The sequence below is a fragment of the Serratia proteamaculans genome, from assembly GCF_013337185.1.
Taxonomy (GTDB): Bacteria; Pseudomonadota; Gammaproteobacteria; order Enterobacterales; family Enterobacteriaceae; genus Serratia; species Serratia proteamaculans_D.
Genome location: NZ_SWDE01000008.1, coordinates 74,577 through 96,822 on the forward strand (window position 1 = coordinate 74,577; position 22,246 = coordinate 96,822).

At 56.8% G+C, this 22,246-nt stretch carries 18 protein-coding genes; 5 read left to right on the plus strand and 13 right to left on the minus strand.

The annotated features are described in order from the left end of the window. Positions 1–160: 160 nt before the first annotated feature. The 9 genes from recC to rppH form a co-directional block, all read right to left on the minus strand. Positions 161–3,532: an exodeoxyribonuclease V subunit gamma gene (gene recC / locus FCL49_RS22580; RefSeq protein WP_174355214.1), complete on the minus strand. Its 3,372-nt coding sequence runs from the start codon at positions 3,530–3,532 to the stop codon at positions 161–163. 33 nt (positions 3,533–3,565) lie between these two features. Continuing rightward, a complete protein-coding gene (locus FCL49_RS22585) occupies positions 3,566–3,907 on the minus strand; it encodes a prepilin-type N-terminal cleavage/methylation domain-containing protein (RefSeq protein ID WP_174355215.1) in 342 nt (113 codons plus the stop codon). After that, a complete protein-coding gene (locus tag FCL49_RS22590; RefSeq protein ID WP_174355216.1) occupies positions 3,897–4,343 on the minus strand; it encodes a YgdB family protein in 447 nt (148 codons plus the stop codon). The genes FCL49_RS22585 and FCL49_RS22590 overlap by 11 nt, the downstream gene beginning before the upstream one ends. Then, complete coding sequence (locus FCL49_RS22595; RefSeq protein ID WP_174355217.1) at positions 4,340–4,918, minus strand: prepilin peptidase-dependent protein; 579 nt, start codon at positions 4,916–4,918, stop codon at positions 4,340–4,342. The genes FCL49_RS22590 and FCL49_RS22595 overlap by 4 nt, the downstream gene beginning before the upstream one ends. Then, positions 4,906–5,412 (minus strand): prepilin peptidase-dependent protein, encoded by a 507-nt coding sequence (locus FCL49_RS22600; RefSeq protein WP_174355218.1) that lies wholly within the window; start codon positions 5,410–5,412, stop codon positions 4,906–4,908. The genes FCL49_RS22595 and FCL49_RS22600 overlap by 13 nt, the downstream gene beginning before the upstream one ends. A 198-nt stretch (positions 5,413–5,610) precedes the next feature. Next, on the minus strand, positions 5,611–6,405 hold the full coding sequence (gene thyA, locus FCL49_RS22605; protein ID WP_135317771.1) for a thymidylate synthase: 795 nt from the start codon (positions 6,403–6,405) through the stop codon (positions 5,611–5,613). Between the two features lie 7 nt (positions 6,406–6,412). Continuing rightward, a complete protein-coding gene (gene lgt / locus FCL49_RS22610) occupies positions 6,413–7,285 on the minus strand; it encodes a prolipoprotein diacylglyceryl transferase (RefSeq protein WP_135317772.1) in 873 nt (290 codons plus the stop codon). Positions 7,286–7,478: 193 nt separating this feature from the next. Further along, a complete protein-coding gene (gene ptsP, locus FCL49_RS22615; protein ID WP_135317773.1) occupies positions 7,479–9,725 on the minus strand; it encodes a phosphoenolpyruvate--protein phosphotransferase in 2,247 nt (748 codons plus the stop codon). 12 nt (positions 9,726–9,737) lie between these two features. After that, entirely contained in the window at positions 9,738–10,265 is a 528-nt protein-coding gene (rppH, locus tag FCL49_RS22620) for an RNA pyrophosphohydrolase (RefSeq protein WP_012146527.1), read from the minus strand. A 696-nt stretch (positions 10,266–10,961) separates the two neighbouring features. On the opposite strand from rppH, the gene mutH reads away from it, so the two are divergent. The 4 genes from mutH to FCL49_RS22640 all read left to right on the plus strand — a co-directional run bounded on the left by mutH (position 10,962) and on the right by FCL49_RS22640 (position 14,088). Then, the gene (mutH, locus tag FCL49_RS22625; RefSeq protein ID WP_174355219.1) at positions 10,962–11,648 is read left to right on the plus strand and encodes a DNA mismatch repair endonuclease MutH; all 687 of its coding nucleotides are present in this window, start codon (positions 10,962–10,964) and stop codon (positions 11,646–11,648) included. Between the two features lie 95 nt (positions 11,649–11,743). After that, positions 11,744–12,460 carry a TerC family protein gene (locus FCL49_RS22630; RefSeq protein WP_135317775.1) on the plus strand — a complete coding sequence of 239 codons (717 nt, stop codon included), beginning with the start codon at positions 11,744–11,746 and terminating at the stop codon, positions 12,458–12,460. 170 nt (positions 12,461–12,630) lie between these two features. After that, positions 12,631–12,849: a YgdI/YgdR family lipoprotein gene (locus tag FCL49_RS22635; RefSeq protein ID WP_135317776.1), complete on the plus strand. Its 219-nt coding sequence runs from the start codon at positions 12,631–12,633 to the stop codon at positions 12,847–12,849. Positions 12,850–13,047: 198 nt separating this feature from the next. After that, positions 13,048–14,088, plus strand: coding sequence for an NADP(H)-dependent aldo-keto reductase (locus FCL49_RS22640; RefSeq protein ID WP_135317777.1), 1,041 nt, complete (start codon positions 13,048–13,050; stop codon positions 14,086–14,088). A 52-nt stretch (positions 14,089–14,140) separates the two neighbouring features. Here FCL49_RS22640 and lplT read toward each other — a convergent pair whose 3' ends face one another. The 3 genes from lplT to FCL49_RS22655 form a co-directional block, all read right to left on the minus strand. Beyond that, positions 14,141–15,337 (minus strand): lysophospholipid transporter LplT, encoded by a 1,197-nt coding sequence (gene lplT, locus FCL49_RS22645; RefSeq protein WP_174355220.1) that lies wholly within the window; start codon positions 15,335–15,337, stop codon positions 14,141–14,143. After that, entirely contained in the window at positions 15,337–17,490 is a 2,154-nt protein-coding gene (gene aas / locus FCL49_RS22650; RefSeq protein WP_174355221.1) for a bifunctional acyl-ACP--phospholipid O-acyltransferase/long-chain-fatty-acid--ACP ligase, read from the minus strand. Before aas ends, lplT begins: the two co-directional genes overlap by 1 nt. Positions 17,491–18,184: 694 nt before the next feature. Beyond that, positions 18,185–20,443, minus strand: coding sequence for a molybdopterin guanine dinucleotide-containing S/N-oxide reductase (locus tag FCL49_RS22655; RefSeq protein WP_174355222.1), 2,259 nt, complete (start codon positions 20,441–20,443; stop codon positions 18,185–18,187). 219 nt (positions 20,444–20,662) lie between these two features. On the opposite strand from FCL49_RS22655, the gene galR reads away from it, so the two are divergent. Continuing rightward, positions 20,663–21,682 carry an HTH-type transcriptional regulator GalR gene (galR, locus tag FCL49_RS22660; RefSeq protein WP_174355223.1) on the plus strand — a complete coding sequence of 340 codons (1,020 nt, stop codon included), beginning with the start codon at positions 20,663–20,665 and terminating at the stop codon, positions 21,680–21,682. Here galR and FCL49_RS22665 read toward each other — a convergent pair. Then, positions 21,679–22,134, minus strand: coding sequence for a GNAT family N-acetyltransferase (locus FCL49_RS22665; RefSeq protein ID WP_174355224.1), 456 nt, complete (start codon positions 22,132–22,134; stop codon positions 21,679–21,681). The two genes, galR and FCL49_RS22665, sit on opposite strands and share 4 nt — an antisense overlap. Positions 22,135–22,246 lie beyond the last annotated feature (112 nt).

The window sequence follows — 22,246 nt, forward strand, 5'->3', positions numbered from 1 at the left end:
TCAGACGCCGTCGCGTCACATCCCTGACGTTGACGGCGTACATCAAAACAACAAAAGCTATATGCCTGTACGTTATGTAAGACCGGGACTAACCCCGATAGTTGAATATAACCCTGATTATTTTTACCACCTCAGGGCAATCAGTACCACCGGGGGATTGTTACCCAAGGTTATGCCGTGCCACCGGCAACAGATAACGCTCTGTTTCGTCCAGAATTTGCGCTAAATAAATATTATCCAACTGGCGGAATACCCGCTGCACATAAGGGTCTTCACCCTCACCCGGAATACGCTGGTCGCCCTGCCAGGTTTGTAGCAGCTTGCCCCGGGCCTTGACTTGCACCTCTTCATCCCAGTCAATCTGCTGCGTTTGCGACTGGTAACACTGGCTCAGCCACGCCCAGCCACTTTTATTCAGCAACAGTAACGGCTGACACAGGCCGCGCTGATAACCCGCCACCAGTTCGGCCAATTGCTCGCGGGCCTCTTCCACGCTTAATGCAGCAAAACGCCAGACAGCCCCTTTGCGCCCGTAAATGCGGCTTTCGCCGCTGCCCCCGACGCAGCAGTACACCAGATGTTCCAGCCACAGCAATATACCGTCGACGGCCGATAAGGTTGATGGCCGCCAACGCAGCAGTCCATCGCCTTGTACCTGATGTAACCAGCCGCTGATGTGCACACCGGCAATGTCGATATCCAGTTCCAGGCTGTGCCCTTCGCTACGTTCGGCGCGTATCTGTTCGGCCAGCTCGCTCATCTCCTCTTGCTGTTTCTGCCAGTAAATTTCGCCGAAGGGGCCAAAAGGCAACCCGCCGGCAGCTCGTACCCGCTGAAACAGGCGGCTGGCGTCCTCACCCTCAATCAGGGTGTTCAGCAGTTGGCTGTTGAACTGATAACGGCTGAGATTATCCAGGGTGAAGGGTTCTTCATCCGGCAGTTCGGTTTCTTCCAGGATGAAACTGACCCCCAGCCGCAATTGGAAGAAGGCGCGGATCGGGTGGCGGTAGAAGCGCAACAAATCGTCCAGCGAGATCTGAGTTTTCTCATCCGGCAACAGGGGCTGATTAAACGGCGGATGCGCCGCACCGCGCCGATCGGCGGCAGGCAACCATTCTGCCGCATAGCTTTGCTCCTCGGTGTCGGGCAGAAAATTCTCAGCAGCGAACGGCATGCGTGAATGCCAGTTAAGCAAGTGTTTACCCACCCGACGTGCGCTGCCATCAGCGTCCAGATGTTCATCGCCCGGCAGACAATAACTTTGCTCAAGGTACTCCAGCAGTTCGGTCACTAACACAGAAGGATAACGCTCGCTGTTATCCTGAATGGAGCGGCCGATAAAGCTGATATACAGCCGTTGCTGCGCCGACAAAATCGCTTCCAGGAACAGGTAACGGTCATCATCCCGGCGGCTGCGGTCACCACGTTTGACCTGTTGCGCCATCAGATCAAAGCCTAGCGGCGGCAGAGTGCGCGGATAAACCCCGTCGTTCATGCCCAACAGGCAAACCACTTTGAATGGGATAGAACGCATGGGCATCAGCGTACAGAAGTTGATTTGCCCGGCCAGGAAACGCTGGCTGATGCGTTCCTGATCGAGGCGTGCAGCCAACTCATCCCGCAGGATAGACAGCGGGACCTCATCGGGATAGCGCGCCGCCAGCCCGAATTCAAACAGCTTGTTCCACTCCCGCTCTATCAGTGCCAACACCACTTCCGTTTCGCCGTCCTGCTCAAAGAAGGTCTCAAGCAACTGGCGACACAGTGGCTGCCACTCCGGCAAAGAGCGTGCCTGCCCCAGCCGTTGCCGCCAACGACTCAGCGCCGCCAGCAGTTCCGCCAGTTGCCCGGCCAGTTCGGCGACCAGCCCGCTCGACTCGTCATAAGGCAAAACGCCCTGCCAATCACCGGCATTGCTGTCCATCGCGTAGCCCAGCAGCATGCGCGTAATGCCAAATTGCCAGGTATGCTGGCCGGTAGCGGGCAGATCCAATTCACGCACGTTGTCATCATCCAGCCCCCAGCGCACGCCAGACTCACCAACCCAGTGGCGCAGCAGGCGCAAGCCTTCCTCCCGAATGGAGAAACGCGCCGCCAGTGCTGGAACCTCCAGCAAAGCCAGTACCTGTTCTGAGGTAAAACGGCTCTGCGGCAGATCCAATAACGAAATAAACGCCTGTAGCGCCGGGTGCGCCTGGCTGGCTTTTCGGTCAGAGATGGCAAACGGCAGATAACGTTCGGGCGAGGCGTTACCGAACACCGCCTGAATATAAGGGGTGTAACTGTCGATATCCGCCACCATCACGATGATGTCCCGCGGCGTCAGCTCAGGATCACCTGCCAGCATGCTCAACAGTTGGTCATGCAGCACCTCTACCTCACGCTGCGGGCTATGGCAGGCGTGCAGGCTGATAGACCTGTCGGCCGGATCCAGTCGACGTTTGGTGTCGCTGCTCTCCAGCGTTTCCGGGGTGGTGCCTATCACCGCGCTATTCTTCAGCTCCAGCATATCGTGCTGAATGCCATGCAACAGATTGTCCGCAGGGATATCCACAAAGGCAAAAACCTCTTCTGAAGATTCAATCTGCGAAAGTAAAAAATGGTGGTCGCGCCCCAGCTTGCCCCATGAGGCCAACAGCGGGTTCGGCAGGTCTTGCTCGCCGGCGTCATTAAACAATGCCGAGGCGTTATCCGGATCCCTGAATAACGAATATTCCGTTTTATCGCGATAATGCTGCCTTTTGCGGCTCTGTAATTTCGCCAGGAAGGACTGGCTCTGAATGTCCCCCCAATAGTAGCGGCAGGGGTTGGTGAACATCAGATGAATATCGATATGCTTGCCCAGCGCCTGCAGCGCTTCCAGATATACCGGCGGCAAGGCCGAGATGCCGCAGATAAACACCCGAGGCGGCAACCCCGCAGGTGGGGATTCAGCTTTATCTAACGCGCTGATAAAACGGCGATACAGGTTGGCACGATGCCATTCCGGTTGCCCCAGCTCCTGGGTGTATTCGACCAGTCGTGCCCACAGGGGGGCCTGCCACTGCTGTGCCTCCGCCAGTCCGTCAATGCGTTCGCCTTTCTGCCAGCTTTCCAGCCATTGCGGGCGATACACCAGATATTGGTCAAACAGGTCGGCTACCCGGCCGGCAAGCTGGTGGATCTTCCGCTTGTCGCCGTCGTCAGTGAGGTAATGCTGCAGCGGGGCGAATTCAGGCTGAGTGAGCAGATCGGGCAGCAGCCACATCAGCTTCCAGGTCATAGCATCTTTGCTGAAGGCACTCTCTTTCGGGATCCCCGGTAACACCCGGGTAAACATGTCCCAGATGAAGGTAGCCGGCAGCGGGAAAGCGATGTTGGCAGCAATGCCAAACTGTTCCGCCAGTTGCATCTGTAGCCACTGCGCCATACCGGGGCTCTGCACCAGCACCACTTCCTGTTGAAAAGGATCGGCCAATGGCTCTCTGGCTATCAACGCGCTGGTTAACGTTTTCAGCAAATCCAACTGATTGGAATGATAAACCCTAAACATTGGGAGCTCCCTTAAAACAAAATATCTGCCGGATCACTGACGTATGCAGTACCAACGACTGAGTTCCGCCCACTGCCGTTGGGGCGTTTGTATTCTTACCGTCAGCCGTTGGCAGTCGGCTTGCGGGGTGCTTAACCCGGTCTGACGCTGCCATCCGGGTGTCGGTAGCGGTAGCCCGACATCCACCCGCCCGGTAGCGGCGAAAACTTCCAATTGCTGATGCGCCAACGACCAGGCCTGTCGATACTGCCACTGACGCTGGAACGACTGCAACAGCACCTGATGATACTGTAACAATCCCAGCAGCGACACCGCGAACAGCAACGCGGCAATCAGTACCTCCGGCAGGCTGAATCCCCGTTGGTTACTCCGCACAGTCAGCCTGCTTTTTTTCAGGGCAAAAATCCAACCAGCCGCCGGTCTCCGCTCTCAGCGCAATGGCGCCCCCTGAACCATCAGGCTGGGTTCGTTGATATAACCGCAACGGTTCCCCACGGCTCATCTGCGCATCACCACGTACCAGCACCATGCCTGCCTGAGAGGATAACTTTGCACAGGCCCGCAGCTCGCCGGTTTGCTGGCACCACCAGCCGTTGGCGGCGAGCCTGCCGCTTGGCCAGGGCTGCGCAACACCCCAACTAAGCGCCGAAGCGGCCTGATTGTAAGCCTGTAAATATTGCTTCTCGTCGGCAGCCAGCAGCAAAGCACTGTCCAGTTGGCGATGCTGGGCATTCAATAGCATCAGCCCCATCACCAGCAGCATCATCACCGCCGCCAGAGTGCTGCCTCCCTGCTGCCCGCCAGCGCTCATGGCAGCGAGGCCATATTAACCGCCCACTGCAGACTGCGCCGTATACCGCCATCCGCTTTTGAACGGCCACTCAAGGTCAAGACAACCCAGCGTTTACCACTGTCGCCCGCCTTCACCTTGACGCTGAAGGCTTCAATACGCACTTCGTCGTTATCCAGCAGACGCTCCCAGCCAGCGCCATGGCAGTGTCTCACCCCACGTTGCCCTTCCAGCCGACCTTGCCGTAAGCGGTAACCGAAGTATCCGGCGTCAGCGCCGAAAGTTTCCCAGCGCCCACTGCGGGTGATGTCATAGGCGACTATCACACAACTGCCCACGGCCTCCCCGCCCACCCGGCCAATCAACAAGGGTTGCCCCTGGCACTGACCGGCACAGAAACCGGCGCGGCGCAGATCTTTCTCAATGCCAAAGGCTAACTGCCGCAGCACCGATTCCAGCCGATAATGCCGACCCACATCGACACTGTGCTGACGCAAGACCGGATAAGTTTTAGCCGCCGCCAACGCAATCAGGCTGCCAAACGTCAGCGCCAGCATCACCTCCGGCAAGGTAAAACCACGCTCTAGGGCTGGCATGTCGCGATCCCTCTCATGCTCACGCCTTCACTGCATAGCCGTAGCCGCCCCTTGGCAGACAGCACCAACCGCAGGCGGCCTGCGCCATTGCTGAGCAAGATGTGCCCGGCCTGCGCATTGTTACGCAGACCATAAAATCCCATATCCTTTTGAGTAAAACCCGCCAGTTGCACGTCCCGATAGCCGGGGCTGAACACATCATCGCCGAGCGCTGCACAATCCACTGGCGCTTCACCACTGCCGATACACCAGGGATCGCCGGTTTTAAACCCCAGCAGTGCCGTGCGGTTGCGCCAGTTGGCGTCAGCCTGTAACCGGGTGAGAAATGCCAGTAGTTGCTGCGCGGTATGTTCCAGCCGCAAAGCCTGTTGATAATGACGCCAGTGGCTAACCCCCCAGCCGGTCAGCAGGCCTGCCAGGGTTATCACCACCAGCAGCTCAATCAGCGTCATCCCGCGCTGGCCATCAATGTTGAAAATCATCTTGTCGTTCATGGCGGCCAGTGTAACCAGGGGCACCACAAGATAAAGACGGCGTTATCCGGCCTGAAGCGCGCCGCGCAACCTTTCTATGAAACTGGCGGGAGAAACCAACAAAATGCGAAGCGGAACGCAGAAACAATCAGGGCGGATCGGCAGAAATAAACAAGGGCGCAACCAGTGCGCCCTTGGGGATCAATCATCGGGTAAAAATCAGATGGCAACCGGTGCCTTGATGGCTGGGTGCGGATCGTAACCTTCGATTTCAAAGTCTTCGAAACGGTAATCGAACAGCGATGCCGGCTTGCGCTTAATCACCAGCTTCGGCAAGGCACGCGGTTCACGGGTAAGTTGCAGCCGGGTTTGTTCCATATGGTTGCTGTACAGGTGAGTGTCGCCGCCGGTCCAGACGAAATCACCCACTTCCAGGTCACATTGCTGCGCCATCATATGTACCAACAGCGCATAGCTGGCAATGTTGAACGGCAGGCCGAGGAACACATCGCAGGAACGCTGGTACAGTTGGCAAGACAATTTGCCATCCGCCACGTAGAACTGGAAGAACGCGTGGCACGGTGCCAACGCCATCTGATCCAACTCCCCCACGTTCCAGGCTGAAACAATGATACGGCGTGAATCCGGATCCTGTTTCAACTGGTTCAGCACGGTGGTCAATTGATCGATCTGACGACCATCCGCCGTGCCCCAGGCACGCCACTGTTTGCCATATACCGGCCCAAGACTGCCGTTTTCGTCGGCCCATTCGTCCCAAATGCTGACGTTGTTTTCCCGCAGATAAGCCACGTTGGTATCGCCATTCAGGAACCACAGCAGTTCATGGATGATCGAACGCAGGTGACACTTTTTGGTGGTGACCAGCGGAAACCCTTCCTGCAAATTGAAACGCATCTGGTGGCCGAATATCGACAAGGTGCCAGTGCCGGTACGGTCGGCTTTAGGGGTGCCCTCGGCGAGCACTTTGTTCATCAAATCCAGATACTGTTTCATTTGTTCCTCACGACAGTTGTTGCTGCGGGCGGCGGCGATACGCCCAAATCATCATAATAATACCGGCCACCACCATAGGAACGGACAGGATCTGCCCCATGCTGATTACGCCGTCGAACAGGCCGAGCTGGGCATCCGGCTGGCGGAAAGCTTCGACAATAATACGGAATGCACCATAGCCAATCAGGAACAGGCCGGAGACGGCGCCCATCGGCCGCGGCTTGCGGATAAACAGGTTCAGAATGATAAACAGCACCACGCCTTCCAACAGCAGTTCATACAGCTGGGACGGGTGACGCGGCAACACGCCGTATTGGTTCAGGATAGGCAACAATTTCGGGTCGGCGGCGGCAAGCGCCACGTCTTCTGCACGCGAGCTTGGGAACAGCATCGCCCATGGGGTATCGGTAGTCACACGGCCCCAGAGTTCACCGTTGATAAAGTTGCCCAGGCGACCGGCGCCCAGGCCGAATGGGATCAGCGGGGCGATAAAATCAGAAACCTGGAAGAAGGTACGTTTGGTGCGGCGAGCGAACCAGAACATCACCAGGATCACCCCCATCAAACCGCCATGGAATGACATGCCGCCATCCCAGACTTTGAACAGATAGAGCGGGTTTTCCATGAACAGCGGCAGGTTGTAGAACAACACATAACCCACGCGCCCACCGATGAACACACCGAGGAAACCGGCGTACAGCAGGTTCTCTACTTCATCCTTGGTCCAGCCGCTGCCGGGTTTGTTAGCCCGGCGTACCGCCAGCCACATGGCAAAAACAAAGCCAACCAGGTACATCAGACCGTACCAATGCAGAGAAACCGGGCCGATCGAGAAAATCACCGGATCAAATTTAGGAAACGCCAGATAGCTATTGGTCATCTATCACCACAACATGTCTATTATTCTTCCCCATCCGGGGGCGGCAGGTGCCAAACGCGGTGAAACTCAGCGGGAACACTATTTTTCCGTGGCTTTCAACGCAGTTGAGGAAGCGGATAATAGCATAAGCTTAACCGCCTTCGGACTGGCACGCCGGGAAAAGTTCTGTAAAAAAATCAGTCAGCCCGCGGCCTTACTTGCCGCCGCGGATCAAACCGCCCATACCACGACGTTCCATAAATGCCGCCACCTGATGGCGCACTTCGGTGGTCATTTGGGCGTTAAGCACCCGCTGGGTCAGCACTTCGGCGTCGGACAGCTCAATGTGTCGCAGCAGATATTTTATCCGCGCCACGCTGCGGCCATTCATGCTCAGGTTGCGGTAGCCCATCCCCACCAGCAGCAGAGCACCCATAGGGTCACCGGCCAGTTCACCACACAGGCTGACCTGCAGCCCGACGGCCCTGGACTGAACGGCTATCAGCTTCAGCACCTGCAACATGGAAGGATGAAGGCTGTCGTACAGTGAAGCCACCCGGGTATTGTTGCGATCTACCGCCAGCAGGTATTGGGTCAGGTCGTTGGTCCCCACCGAAATAAACTCAACGCGCCCGGCCAGATGCGGGATCATGAAGATCATCGAAGGGACTTCCAGCATGATGCCCAATTTGGGTTTGGGGATTTCATAACCCAGTACCTCTTCCACTTCCCGCCCTGCGCGGTCGATCAACCTGCGTGCCTCGTCGATCTCCTCCAGGCTGGTGATCATCGGCAGCAGTATGCCCAGATTGCCGGTACCGGCATTGGCGCGCAGCATGGCTCGCACCTGGATCAGGAAGATCTCCGGTTGATCCAGGGTAATGCGGATACCACGCCAGCCCAGGCACGGGTTTTCTTCGCTGATCGGCATATAGGGCAGTTGTTTATCGGCACCGATATCCAGCGTGCGTAGCGTCACTGGCTTATTCGGGTACATCTGCAACATGCCCTGATACTGGGCGACCTGCTCCTCTTCGGAAGGGAAGCCGCTCTGTAGCATAAAAGGAATTTCGGTACGGTACAGACCAACGCCATCAACCCGCCCGCCCAGCAGCTTTTCATGTTCCGGGCTGAGGCCGGCATTAAGCATTACCTGAACTCGCTCGCCGCTTTTGAGCTGGGCCGGTTGCTCAACGTCATCTTCCGCCAACCTGCTTAATTCCAGCTCTTCGCTGATCAGCCGTTGGTATTCCTGCACCAGCACCGGTTCGGGGTCGACCAAAAGTTCGCCGCGATAACCGTCGACAATCAGCAGCCGCTGGCTGAGCAGCGCAGGCTGAATATCCGCGCCCATCACCGTCGGTACGCCCATTGCCCGCACCAATATGGCTGCATGGGAGTTGGCGGCACCGTCGCGCACCACCACGCCGACCAGCCTGTCCTGCGGCATTTCAGCCAGCAGTGTCGCGGTCAGCTCATCGGCCACCAGCACAAAACGTGCCGGCCACTGGGTAGCGCCCTGGGTGGTGTCATCGAGATGGAATAGCAGACGCTGGCCGAGCGCGCGCAGATCGCTGGCGCGCTCACGCATATAGGTGTCCTGCAGGCTGGCAAACTGGGCGGCAAAGACTTCGATCACCTGTTTAACCGCCCATTCCGCTACGGAGCCGGCATCAATCTCGGCAAAGAGTTCGCGCTTGAGGCGAGCGTCGTTGAGCAGGTGAGAGTAAAGATCGAAGATCGCCGCGCTCTCTTTTTGCGAGCTGGCGGCAAAGCGCTTGCTGAAACGGCGGAATTCCGCACCGGCTTCTTCAAGTGCCTGAGTCAGGCGTTCGCGCTCGCTGGCGGTATCGAGCGTCGAGGCTTTGTAAACCTGGTCGAGAGACGGCTGGCTGCTGTCCTGCCAGCCTTCCGCTACCGCGACGCCCGGCGATGCCGCCAGTGCACGAATGCGCGTCTGACGATACTGACCAAAAATGGCGTTAAGCTGTGACTGCGAGAGGATCCCGGCCATTTGCGTGGCCAGGGTCACCATGAAGGATTCTTCGCTTTCGTCAAACTGGCGCAGCTCACGCTGCTGCACCACCAATACACCCAGCAGCTGGCGGCGATGAATGATCGGCACGCCGAGGAAGGATCGGAAACGATCCTCTTTCACCTGGGGAATGTATTTGAAGCTGGGGTGGCTCTGCGCGTCTGCCAGGTTAATCGGCTCCGCACGGCGTCCGACCAATCCGACAATACCTTCATCAAATGCCAGTGCGATAGCGCGCCCACGCGGTTTTTTTAACCCGCGTGTCGCCATCAGGTAATAGCAGCGGCGGTCGTTGTCCGCCAGGTAGATGGAACAGACTTCTGTATCCATTGCCAGACAGGTTTCATTGACCAAAAGATCCAGCGCATCTGTCAGGCTGGCCGCCGCGGCCACCTTCTCAACAATTTCTCGCAAGCGCGTGAGCATAGTCGGCTTAACTTAACCTCTCTTCCGGCGATAAGCGGGGGTCTGCCGCTGTGCTGCCTGCTCCTGCATCGGCATCACGGTGACGGCGAATTCTTTCATCACCCGGCGGTAAACGTCGCGTTTGAACGACACCACCTGGCGCACCGGATACCAAAAACTCACCCAGCGCCAGCCGTCAAACTCCGGCGTGCTGCTGCGTTGCATATTGATATCAGCGTCATTGCACATTAACTGCAACAGAAACCATTTCTGCTTTTGGCCGATACAAACCGGCTTTGTGTCCCAACGCACCAAACGTTTTGGCAATTTATAGCGCAACCAGTTGCGGGTTGAGGCCAGGATACGCACATCCTTTTTACTCAGCCCCACTTCTTCGAACAGCTCACGGTACATTGCCTGTTCTGCGGTTTCACCAGGGTTAATCCCACCTTGGGGAAACTGCCAGGAGTGTTGACCGTAACGGCGAGCCCACAGGACTTGCCCCTGACGATTACAGATTACGATACCAACATTCGGGCGGTAGCCATCATCATCGATCACCGGACTACCTCGATAAGCTTAAATTCGCATAGATACCCTGATTGTTTCACACAAGCTACAGGCGGTAAACCACTGCTTTGCGGCGCTGCAAACCGGATAACATTGGGATAACTCACAGATAATGGCAAAGTTATAAACATGCAGAAGGATTTACACCGGGTTTTATTCACTTTTTCTGTGGATAGGTATGTGAAGAACTCAAGGGATAAGCCGGTAAAACTCTGGTGAGCCTAAAAACCCCGGAAATATAAAAATCACATTAATTACTTAAAAACATATACATATGTAATTATCAACAGCCCTATACAGAGCAAAAATGTGATCTATGTCCGTTAAGGATCTTACCCTGGCGAAAGATCCACCAACGTCGTTTTTATCCACAGATTATCCGTATGAGTTACGCACAAAACGGACAATTTCGCAAAAAAGTGCCTGCGTCAAGGCTGTAAATCGAACCAGTGATCGGTAAAAATTTGGGTTATCCCATAAATCTGTGGATAAATAGGTGTAAGATCCTGTTTATTGTCGGTGGCTACAGGTGCACAAGCGTCAGCCGGAATTTTTCCTCTGTCGGGGGAGAGAGAAAAAGTCATGGAAAATCATGCTACTATTATTCTTTTCCCCAGTCCTTTCCGGTCAAAGTTCTCTGTGGACAAATACAGTACGTTTTTCAACCAAATCTAACAGGCTTGTATTATGGCGTTTTTATCTCCTTTGCCCCCTCCTCCAGAAAACGAACAACAGCTGTTTGAAAGGGCACAGCGGCTTGCCGGCTGTCACCTGGGCGAACTGGCCGAAGGTGCGCGATTGGCTATCCCCAGGGATCTGAAACGTGATAAAGGCTGGGTTGGCATGCTGCTGGAGCAGTATCTTGGCGCCATGGCGGGCAGCAAACCGGAACAGGATTTCCCCGAGCTGGGCATCGAGCTGAAAACCATCCCGATAGACGCCGCCGGCAAACCGCTGGAAACCACCTTCGTCTGCGTAGCCCCCTTAACCGGCAACAGCGGTGTCACCTGGGCCAGCAGCCATGTACGCCATAAGCTGGCGCGGGTGCTGTGGATCCCGGTAGAAGGCGAGCGGCAAATCCCGTTGGCGCAGCGCCGTATCGGTTCACCGCTGTTGTGGAGCCCAAACGCCGAAGAAGAAGAGATGCTGCGCCGCGACTGGGAGGAACTGATGGATTTGATTGTGCTCGGCCACGTAGAGCGGATCACCGCCCGCCACGGTGAGGTGCTGCAACTGCGTCCCAAAGCGGCCAACAGTAAGGCCCTGACCGAAGCTATCGGCGAACAGGGTCAGCCGATCCTCACATTGCCGCGCGGCTTTTATCTGAAAAAAAGCTTCACCGGCGCCTTATTGGCAAGACATTTCTTGGTCTGATCCTTTTTGTTTAGGTCGCGTTTAGCTAACAGTGTCGCTGTATCAATAAACGCGTATAATTCAGCCTTTGTTTTTTATTAAGGTGTGGCTCGACAATGTTTGAGTGGATTATGGATCCCAATGCCTGGTTAGCGTTAGGTACGCTGACCATTCTTGAGATCATTCTGGGTATTGATAACATCATTTTCCTTTCGCTGGTGGTGTCCAAGCTGCCGAAAGCGCAGCAGAACAAGGCTCGCCGCATCGGGCTGGCCGGCGCAATGTTAATGCGTCTGGGGCTGCTGGCCTCTATTGCCTGGGTGATCCGTCTGACCCACCCGCTGTTTAGCGTTATGGACCACAGTATCTCGGCACGCGATCTGATCCTGCTGCTGGGTGGGCTGTTCCTGATTTGGAAAGCCAGTAAAGAGATCCATGAAACCATCGAAGGTTCAGAGGAAGAGCACAACACTAAAGTGCACGGCTTCTTTGGCGCCATCGTGCAGATTATGCTGCTGGATATTATTTTCAGCCTGGACTCGGTGATTACCGCGGTAGGCCTGTCCGACCATCTGTTTATTATGATGGCGGCGGTGGTGATTGCCGTTGGCGTCATGATGTTTGCCGCCCGACCTATTGGCGAGTTCGTTAACCGTCACCCTTCGGTGAAAATGCTGGCGTTGGCGTTCCTGATCCTGGTGGGCTTCACCCTGATGCTGGAAAGCTTCCAGGTACATGTACCGAAAGGTTATATCTACTTTGCGATGTTCTTCTCAATGTCGGTCGAAGCGCTCAACCTGATGCGCAGCAAGAAAAAAACCGTCTCTGAGTAATTCCCCACGGGAGTGCGCGCCAGCCACTCCCGTTATTATTTTGCTCGCCTTACCGTTTCAGCGTCACTTTCCCTTATCAAGATAAAGACTTATCCGAAACACGGCGCATACATATTTTGCTAATCTTAAAAGAAGCTTCTTTTTTGCATATATAACTGAGGATCCGCAGGATGAAAAAGTGGGTAATGGCAGTGTCTGCGTTGGTCATCGCCGCCGGTTTGGCGGGATGTTCCAGCGATTACGTGATGGCAACCAAAGACGGCAATATGATCCTGACTCAGGGCAAGCCGGAGATTGATAAAGATACCGGGCTGATCAGCTATAAAGATGAAAAAGGCAACAGCCGCCAAATCAACGGCGATCAGGTTTCACAGGTTATCGAACGTTAAACTCCCCGTCGGCTATCGCTCTCGTACTGCGTGATAGCCTTCCCCGCACTTAATCCACTTCCCCCATCTTCCCGGCTTGGTTATAGTCGGCAAAGGCGATATCACCGCCCTGCGGGTTGTTTGCCACAGCCTGCCATTTGGCTCCTGTTTCACCGGGCGGTTCAGCCCGTAAGCGCTAACATGAAAGGAAGGCCGTTAATGCAATACCACCGTATTCCCCACAGTTCTTTAGAAGTGAGCGTGCTGGGACTGGGCACCATGACCTTTGGCGAACAGAACAGTGAAGCCGATGCCCATGCGCAACTCGACTATGCATTAGCCGCTGGCGTCAACCTGATCGACACCGCAGAGATGTACCCGGTCCCGCCCCGTCCTGAAACCCAGGGGCTGACCGAGCAATACATCGGCAGTTGGATCAAGGCACGCGGCAACCGTGAGAAGATAGTGCTGGCCAGCAAGATTGCCGGGCCGGTGCGCGGCACCGACAGCAGCATCCGCCCACAGCAGGCGCTGGATCGCAAAAATATTCGTGTCGCGCTGGATGCCAGCCTGAAACGACTCAACACCGATTATCTCGATCTCTACCAACTGCACTGGCCACAGCGCCCAACCAACTACTTCGGCCAGCTCAATTATCAATACACCGACGATAAAGCCACCGTCACGCTGCTGGAAACGCTGGAAGCACTGACCGAACAGGTGCGTGCCGGTAAAATCCGCTATATCGGGGTGTCTAACGAAACGCCATGGGGCGTAATGCGTTACCTGCAACTGGCTGAAAAACATGAGCTGCCGCGTATCGTTTCGATTCAGAACCCCTATAGCCTGCTGAACCGCAGTTTTGAGATTGCCCTGGCGGAGATCAGCCAGCACGAAGGGGTCGAACTGTTGGCCTATTCCAGCCTGGCATTCGGCACCCTGAGCGGCAAGTATCTGAACGGTGCCAAACCAGCCGGTGCGCGCAACACGTTATTCACGCGCTTTAACCGCTACTCTGCGCCACAAACGCAGCTGGCGATTGCCGAGTATGTCGCGTTAGCCAAAAAGCATGGGTTGGATCCATCGCAGATGGCACTGGCGTTTGTGCGCCAGCAGCCGTTCGTTGCCAGCACTCTGCTGGGGGCAACCACGCTGGAACAGCTGAAAACCAACATCGACAGTTTCGATGTGGTATTGAATGAAGACGTACTGCAGGGGCTGGAAGAGATCCACACCCGCTTTACTATTCCGGCACCATAAAAACACGTCCGGCACCATAATAAGATGGGGCGCCTCATCAGCGCCCCATCCGTTATTTTGCCCGCCGCTGCGACAGCCACAGCGCGCTAATCGCCAGCGCAAACACTACGCCAAAGCCAATCCCCACGCCGACCACCGGCACGCTGACTTTAACGGCCAGCGAATACAACCCGAGCATCAGCAACATGGCGGTGTTTTCCCCCAGGTTCTGTACCGCGATCGCATTGCCCGCCCCCACCGAATTTTTGCCCCGTTCCTGCAACAGCGCATTCAGCGGTACCACAAAAAAGCCGCCCAATACGCCGATAATCAACAGCAGCGCATAAGCGTTAAACAGAGTGGTTTGCAGCGCGAATATCGCCACCGCCACGCCGATCAGGATCCCGGCGGGCATGCAACGTTTCACCGTCTCCAGCGTGACGAAGCGCGCGGCGGCCCCGGCGCCTATCACAATCCCGACCGCCACCATGGCATTGAGCAACGTCGGCGTGGCGTTGTCGGCGATACCGAGAGCCACCGGCACCCACAGCACCAACAGGAAGCGCAGCGTGACCCCGGCTCCCCAGAACAGGCTGGTACCGATCAATGAGAAACGCGTCTGGCCATCGCGCCACAGCACCACACAGGCGTTGAAGAAAGCCCGCGTCATGGCACGCGGCGTCCAGGAAACGGCAGGATGTGCCGCCGGCAAGCGTGGAATATACAGATTAGCGATCACCGCCGCCGCGTAGACCACCGCACACACCGCCAGCGCCGCCACAATGTGCCAGTCAGCCAATACGCCGCCGGCCACCGAGCCAATCAGGATCGCGGCGATGGTGGAAGCCTCCATCAGGCCGTTGGCCTTGACCAGCTTTTCGCCGCTGGTGATTTCCCCCAGAATGCCGTATTTGGCTGGTGAATAGGCTGCTGCCCCTACGCCGACCAGCGTATAGCCAAGGAACGGATTAAGCCCGAAACAGATCACCAACGCACCGGCCAGCTTCAGGCCATTGGCCACCATCATCACCCGGCCCTTGGCGAAGCTGTCGGCGATCTGGCCGACAAAGGGCGCGAGAATGATATAAGTGGCGACAAACGCCATCTGCAAAATCGGTTGGCTCCAGTCGGGGTAGAGCTGCTGCTTAATCAACGCCAGCGTGGCAAACAGCAGCGCATTATCACCGAATGCGGACAGAAACTGGGCGCAAATCACGGCGATCATACTGCGTGAAAGCAAAGGTGAATCAGTAGGCAACGTCGGGTTCATCAGGCAATCTCCGGCTGTTCAGCCATGTTACGCAGAGTCACAAAGTCCGGCTTACCGCTGCCCAGCACCGGTAAGGTTTTCAAAATACGGATATCACGCGGCACCGTCAGCTCAGGGCTGCCCAATTCACGCGCCACCTTCAACAAGGCTTCACGGGTGATGCCGGTGTCGGTGGTAAACAGCACCAACGCCTCCCCCTTGCTGCTGTCGCTTTTTACCGTGGCGGCATGCTGCGCTTCCGGCGCGATACGCTGCGCCAGCAGTTCAACGCTTTCCAGCGAGACCATTTCACCCGCCAGTTTGGCAAAGCGCTTCACCCGGCCGCGGATCACGCAGTACCCCTGCTCGTCCAGGCTGACAATATCGCCGGTATCGTACCAACCCGGCTGCAGGTTGCCGTGTTCATCTTCCGCCGCCGGTGGCTCCAGTTCGCCCGGACGTTCCACCCGCAGATAGCCTTTCATGATATTAGGCCCCTTCAACTGCAGACGCCCGCCGTTATCGATGCCCGGCACCTTCATCAGCCGTGCCTCCATGTTCGGCATAATACGGCCGACGGTACCCACTTTGGCCGCCAGCGGCACGTTGATCGACACCACCGGCGCGCATTCGGTCACGCCATAGCCTTCCAGAATACGGATACCGTATTTGTCCTGATAAATCTGTTTGGTACTGTCCGCCAGCTTTTCCGCACCGGCAACCACATAGCGCAAACGGGCAAAATCATAGGGGTGAGCGAAACGCGCATAGTTATTGAGGAAGGTCGCTGTGCCGAACAGTACGGTGCAGTTACGGTCGTACACCAGCTCCGGTACCACACGGTAATGCAGCGGGCTGGGGTAAAGGAAAATACGGCTGCCGGTCATCAGGGGGGTCAGCAGGCCGACCGTCAGGCCGAACGAGTGGAATAACGGCAGCGATGACATAAAGCGGTCACGCGGGGTGAAATCAGCGATGGTCCGGATCTGTTCTACGTTGGCCAACAGGCTGGCGTGAGAATGCACCACGCCTTTCGGATTGCCCTCCGAACCCGAGGTGAACAGGATCAGCGCCGCATCGTCAGGCTGTTGCGGCAGCATGGCCCGTGCCGGTTGCAACAGATGACGCAGGATCCACAGCTTGTCCGCCAGAGTCACCGTATCTTTCAGATCCTCCAGGTACACCCAGTTGGCCTCCGGCACCTGCTCGGGCAAATGGGTCAGCTTGCCCTTTTCCAGAAACTGGCGCGACGTGACGATAGTTTTGAGACTGGCGGCGGTCATGGCGCTTTTCAGGCCTTTGGAACCGGCGGTGTAGTTGAGCATCGCCGGAATGCGGTTGCGCAGTGAAGCGCCAAAAATAGCCGCTACGGTGATGGTCGCGTTCGGCAATAACATGCCGACATGTTCGCCCTCAGCGGTAAAGCGTTGCAGGATACGGCTAACGCCCAGCGCTTTCTTGGTCAGCGTCCGGTAACTGTCCTCCTTGAAGTTAATATCCTCGATGCACGGCTTGCTACGACCATAACGGTGCTGCGCCGACAACAGAGCCTGAAACAGGGTCTGCGGCTCACGGGTATCCATCCGCGCCTGCATCATGATTTGGTGCAGCCGATCCCCGGCCAACGCACGGCGATCGCGGGCGCGTGGCGCTACCGGCATCGGCAACGAGGTCGGCGGTAAAATACGGATGCTGATCTGCGGGAACCAGCGGATCTTGAACACCCCGGCCATGCGGCCAAAGGGGCTGAACTCGGCGCCATCGAGCCGTATCGGCACCAGGGTCGCCCCCGATTTGGCGGCGATAAACGCGGCACCGTCATATACCTTCATCAGCGAACCGGTAACGGTAATGCGCCCTTCGGGAAACACCACTACCGGCCTGCCCTGTTCCACCGTGCGCACCAGCTGCTTAATGGCCATGGGTTTGGTCGGATCGAGTGAGACAAAGTCGATATAGGGCCGCAGCCAGCGCATAAACCAGCGATCGCCAATGCTGGCGTAAACGGCAAACACCGGTTTGATCGGCAAAAACAACGCCAGCAAAACGCCGTCGAGGAAGGAGATATGATTGGGCGTAATCAGCAGCTTTTGCTGGTCGAAATGCCGGATATCGCCCTCGACACGTACCCGGTACAGCAGGCGGAACAGCACCCGCAGTATAGAAAAGATCATGCCCTTCTCCCCTTGGCCAAGATGAGCGTAAATGGTTGTAGGGAAAAGAATACTATATGGCAGGCAAAAAAAAACCTACGCATCCGCGTAGGTTGGTGCAATTGAAAATGGCTTCAACATACAGAGTATGCTGATTTCTCACCAATCAATACCTCTGGGATCACCTACTCTAGAGAGGTAGCGATTAAGAAACTACCGACCAATCGCAAGAGTTTTGCTCTAAATGCAACCAGCTGTAAATTTCCCGCAATTTTCGGAAATAACTCAATGAAACTTAAACAGTCCTGGTACAGAAAAATACAAAATAGGATTTTGTGCAGGCGGGTTGGCTGGGTTTTTGGCAAAAAAAAACCTACGCATCTGCGTAGGTTGGTGCAAATTAATATGGGTTCAACAACAAGTTGCTGAAACTCACCAATCAATACCTCTGGGACGTTCAATTTACCCCGAGCCGGCAAAAGCCAGCCAGCAGGCAATCGCAACATTGGGGCGCAAAGTGTAACCAGCTGTTTATACCCGTCGCCTTTCAAGCCGCAGCGTTGTTATCTGCACTCGCTCACCCCAGTTACTTACTAAAGTAAGCGCCTGGGGATGAGCGAGTTGGTCACCTAGCTGTGCTGTACAGGGATGTACAAATGCCGCGAGCGCATGGACGCGCTAAAGCGGCCAACTTGAAATTCATAGGGTATATTACCTATCGGACGCTCACCTCGACCAGGCAGCTCATGGCGTTCGGCCCCTGGGTGAGCGGCGAGGTGCCGATATCCAGCGTTAATACGTTCGGATTGCCAGACTGTTCCACCTGCAGCCGCTGGCTGCCGAAGCCCGGATCAAACCAGGCACCGGTGGCCATCACGACCACGCCCGGAGTGACGCCGTCGGTAATAGAGACGCCCGCCAGACAACTGCCACGCGCATTGCTGACCAACACCTCCGCCCCATCGGTAATAGCGCGTTTTGTCGCATCCTGCGGGTGCATATACAGCGTTTCGCGCCCGGCGGTTTTATTGCCCTGCGCCAGAGGGGCCGGATCCATCTGACTGTGTAAACGATCGCTCGGTTGGACGGAAATCAGATGCAGCGGCCACTCTTTGGCCTGCGGCGCCCCCAGCCATTCGACCGGCGGCTGCCACTGCGGGTGCGGTGCAAAATCGGCGTAGCGGTAACCGGCGATTTTCTCGCTGAACAGCTCAATCTTGCCGCTCGGGGTTTGCAGCGGGTTGGCCTGTGGGTCAGCGCGGAAGTCGTCAAAGAACACGAATTCTTTCGCCGGTGCCGGCAGCTCGACATAGCCCTTACGCCAAAAATCTTCGAACTCGGGCCATTCCACACCGGTACCGGCCTGCGCCTGTCCGCACTGCTGATAAATAGATTCGATCCAGGCTCGTTCATCGCGATTTTCGGTGAACTGTTCGCGGTACCCGAGCCGCTCTGCCAGATCGGCAAAAATATCAAAATCATTTCGCGCCTGATGCTGCGGCGCAATGGCCTGATGCATCGCCAACACGTAGCGATCGCGCGATGAGCCGCCGATATCGTTACGTTCCAGTGAAGTGGTTACCGGCAGCACGATATCTGCCATTTTGGCGGCCGGAGTCCACCAGATATCCTGCACAATTACCGTATCCGGCTTCTGCCAGCCTTCCACCAGCCGGTTTAACTGCTGGTGATGATGGAACGGGTTACCACCGGCCCAATGCACCAGATGGATGTCCGGGTAATGCAGCGTCTCGCCACGGAACGGGTAGGGTTCGCCCGGTTGCAGCAACATGTCGCAAATGCGTGCCACCGGGATCGCCAACCCGCAAGGATTAGGGCCCACCGGCATCATTGGCCCTGGCGTATCCACGCGCGGGTTGCCAACGCCGTTCATGGAACCGTGTCCGAACGAGAAGCCACCGCCCGGCAGCCCGACCTGCCCGAGCATCGCCGACAGGGCAATCATCATCCAATAGGGCTGTTCGCCACGGTGAGCTCGCTGGACGGAATAGGAACAGGTGATAAAACTGCGCACGCCGATCAATTGCTGCGCCAGCAAGCCGATGCGCGCCGCCGGGATACCGGTGATTGCACTGGCCCATTCAGGCGTTTTCGCCACGCCGTCATCGGTGCCGCGCAGATAACTCGCCAGTTGGTCATAACCGGCACAGTGGCTATAAAGAAATGCTTCGTCCTGCGCGCCCCGCCGCTGAATTTCATACGCCAGCGCCAGCATCAACGCCACATCGGTATTCGGGCGGATCGGGATCCACTCGGCATTCACAAATGCCGGGCAGTCATCCCGCATCGGGCTGATGTTGATCACCGGGGTGCCTTTCTGCACCAGCTTTTGCAGCCAGGGTTTGAGCGAGTGTTCCGCCGCGCCACCGGACGATACCTGGGCATTTTTCAGCGCCAGGCCACCAAAGGCGACAAACAGCTCACAGTGCTCAACCACGCTCGGCCAACTGGTGACGCGCCCGGTCAATGGGGTGAAGGTACCGATCACATACGGCAGGAAAAACTGCGCTGCACCCCAGCTGTAGTTGCCTAACTGATCAACGCCACCGCCGCCGCCGAAATAAAAGCGCCGCACCAGCGAGCGCGCATGATGCAAACGCCCGGCGGATGACCAACCATAGGAGCCGGTAAACAGGCCCGAGGGGCCGTAGCGATCGCGCACGCGGCGGTTTTCTTCCGCCACCAGATCGAGCGCCAGATCCCAGTCGACTTCAACAAAATCCTCGCGGCCACGCAGCGTGCGATCGCTGCCCTCACGCTTTTGCAGCCAGGAACGGCGTACCGCCGGCTTGCGGATCCGTTTGTCGGAATAGGCCATCGGCGCGATGGAGTCGAGCATCGGGGAAGGATCCGGATCGTCTGCGAAAGGCTCACAGCGGATAAGCCTGCCGTCTTCAACCACGGCGGTATACGCCCCCCAGTGAGCGAGTTGCGGGTAACGTTTAATCGACATGTGGTTCTCAAACAAAATTGGATGCACAAAAGTAACATTAGCTGCCGTGCGCCACCAAAGCACAAATGGCTCTATTACTGAGCTACCCAAGTCTAAGCACAGAATAAATCGCCCATATCTGCAACAGCCGCCACAAGTTGCGATCGCCAGCGCTTGCAGCCCCGGGTTTTTTCCGCAAGACTGAGGAATGTAAGCGATTACCCAGGATGTATGACAGATATGGCTACCATAAAGGATGTTGCCAGGCTGGCGGGTGTTTCCGTGGCCACGGTATCCCGCGTAATAAACCATTCCCCGAAGGCCAGCGAAAGCTCACGCACCGCCGTGCAGGCCGCGATGGAACAACTGCAGTACCACCCAAACGCCAACGCCCGCGCGCTGGCGCAGCAATCGACCGAAACGCTGGGGCTGATTGTCTCCGACGTGTCCGATCCCTTTTTTGGCGCTATGGTCAAAGCGGTCGAACAGGTGGCCTACGCGACCCACAATTTCTTGCTGATTGGCAACGGTTACCATGAGGCGGAAAAAGAGCGCCAGGCGATTGAACAATTGGTACGTCACCGCTGTGCCGCACTGGTGGTCCATGCCAAAAAGCTGACCGATCGCGAGTTGGGCGGCTGGATGCAGCAGATCCCGGGCATGGTGCTGATTAACCGCACGCTGCCGGGCTTTGAATCGCGCTGTGTGGCGCTGGACGACCGCTATGGCGCCTGGCTGGCGACTCGCCATCTGATTCAGCAGGGGCATCAGCGCATTGCCATCGTCTGCTCCACCCACCAAATCTCCGACGCCGCAGACCGTCTGCAGGGTTATCTCGATGCGTTGCAGGAGCATGGCATCGCGGTAGATGAAAGGCTGATTGCCTACGGCGAGCCGGACGAAATCGGCGGTGAACAAGCGATGACCGAGTTGCTCGGGCGCGGCAAAAACTTCACCGCAGTGACCTGTTATAACGATTCGATGGCCGCCGGTGCGCTCTCGGTGCTGAGCGACAACAGCGTGGATGTGCCGGGCCAAATGTCGTTGATTGGCTTTGATGACGTGCTGATTTCACGCTATCTGCGCCCCCGCCTGACTACCATCCGCTACCCGGTGGTGGCCATGGCGACCCAGGCGGCTGAACTGGCACTGGCGCTGGCCAATAACCAGCCGCTGCCGGAGATCACCAATATGTTCAGCCCGACGCTGGTACGTCGCCACTCAGTGGCCAGCATCAATAACGTGTACGAGCAGAACTAGTTCAGTTCGCGGTGATAGAGCCGCACCGGGCGGTCAGGGTAGTCCAGCGCGTCGCCGATATAGTGCCAGCCGTGTCGTTCGTAATAGCCGCTGAAGTCACTGTAGAGATACAGCTCGTTGAAGCCGGCCTGGCGGCTGTAGTCCTGCACATGCTGCTGCAGCCGCAAACCCAGACCGCTACCGCGCTGGCTTTCATCGACATACAGCGCCGCCAGCCAGGGCGTCAGATCCTGGCGGCTGATCAAATCGCAGCGCCATAGACCGACGGTGCCGACCAGTTTGTCCCCCTGCAAGGCGATAAAAGTGATGGGCAAATCTGCTCCACGCAGCCCACTGTCCACCACGCTGGCGAAAAATGCCCTGCTGCTTTCACTGCCGAACGCCCGCCATAGCCAGTCGATCACCTGTTGCCGGTGCTGCGGATAGTCCGCCAGAAGCGCAATATTAGTCATCCCGCCGTCCCTTTATTCTCGTTGCCTGAAAGCAGTCTACGGGCGTTTCATCACAACGCAATCACCGCGATAAAAAGCCGCGCAGCCAAGGGCTAACCCTATGCTAAACTGA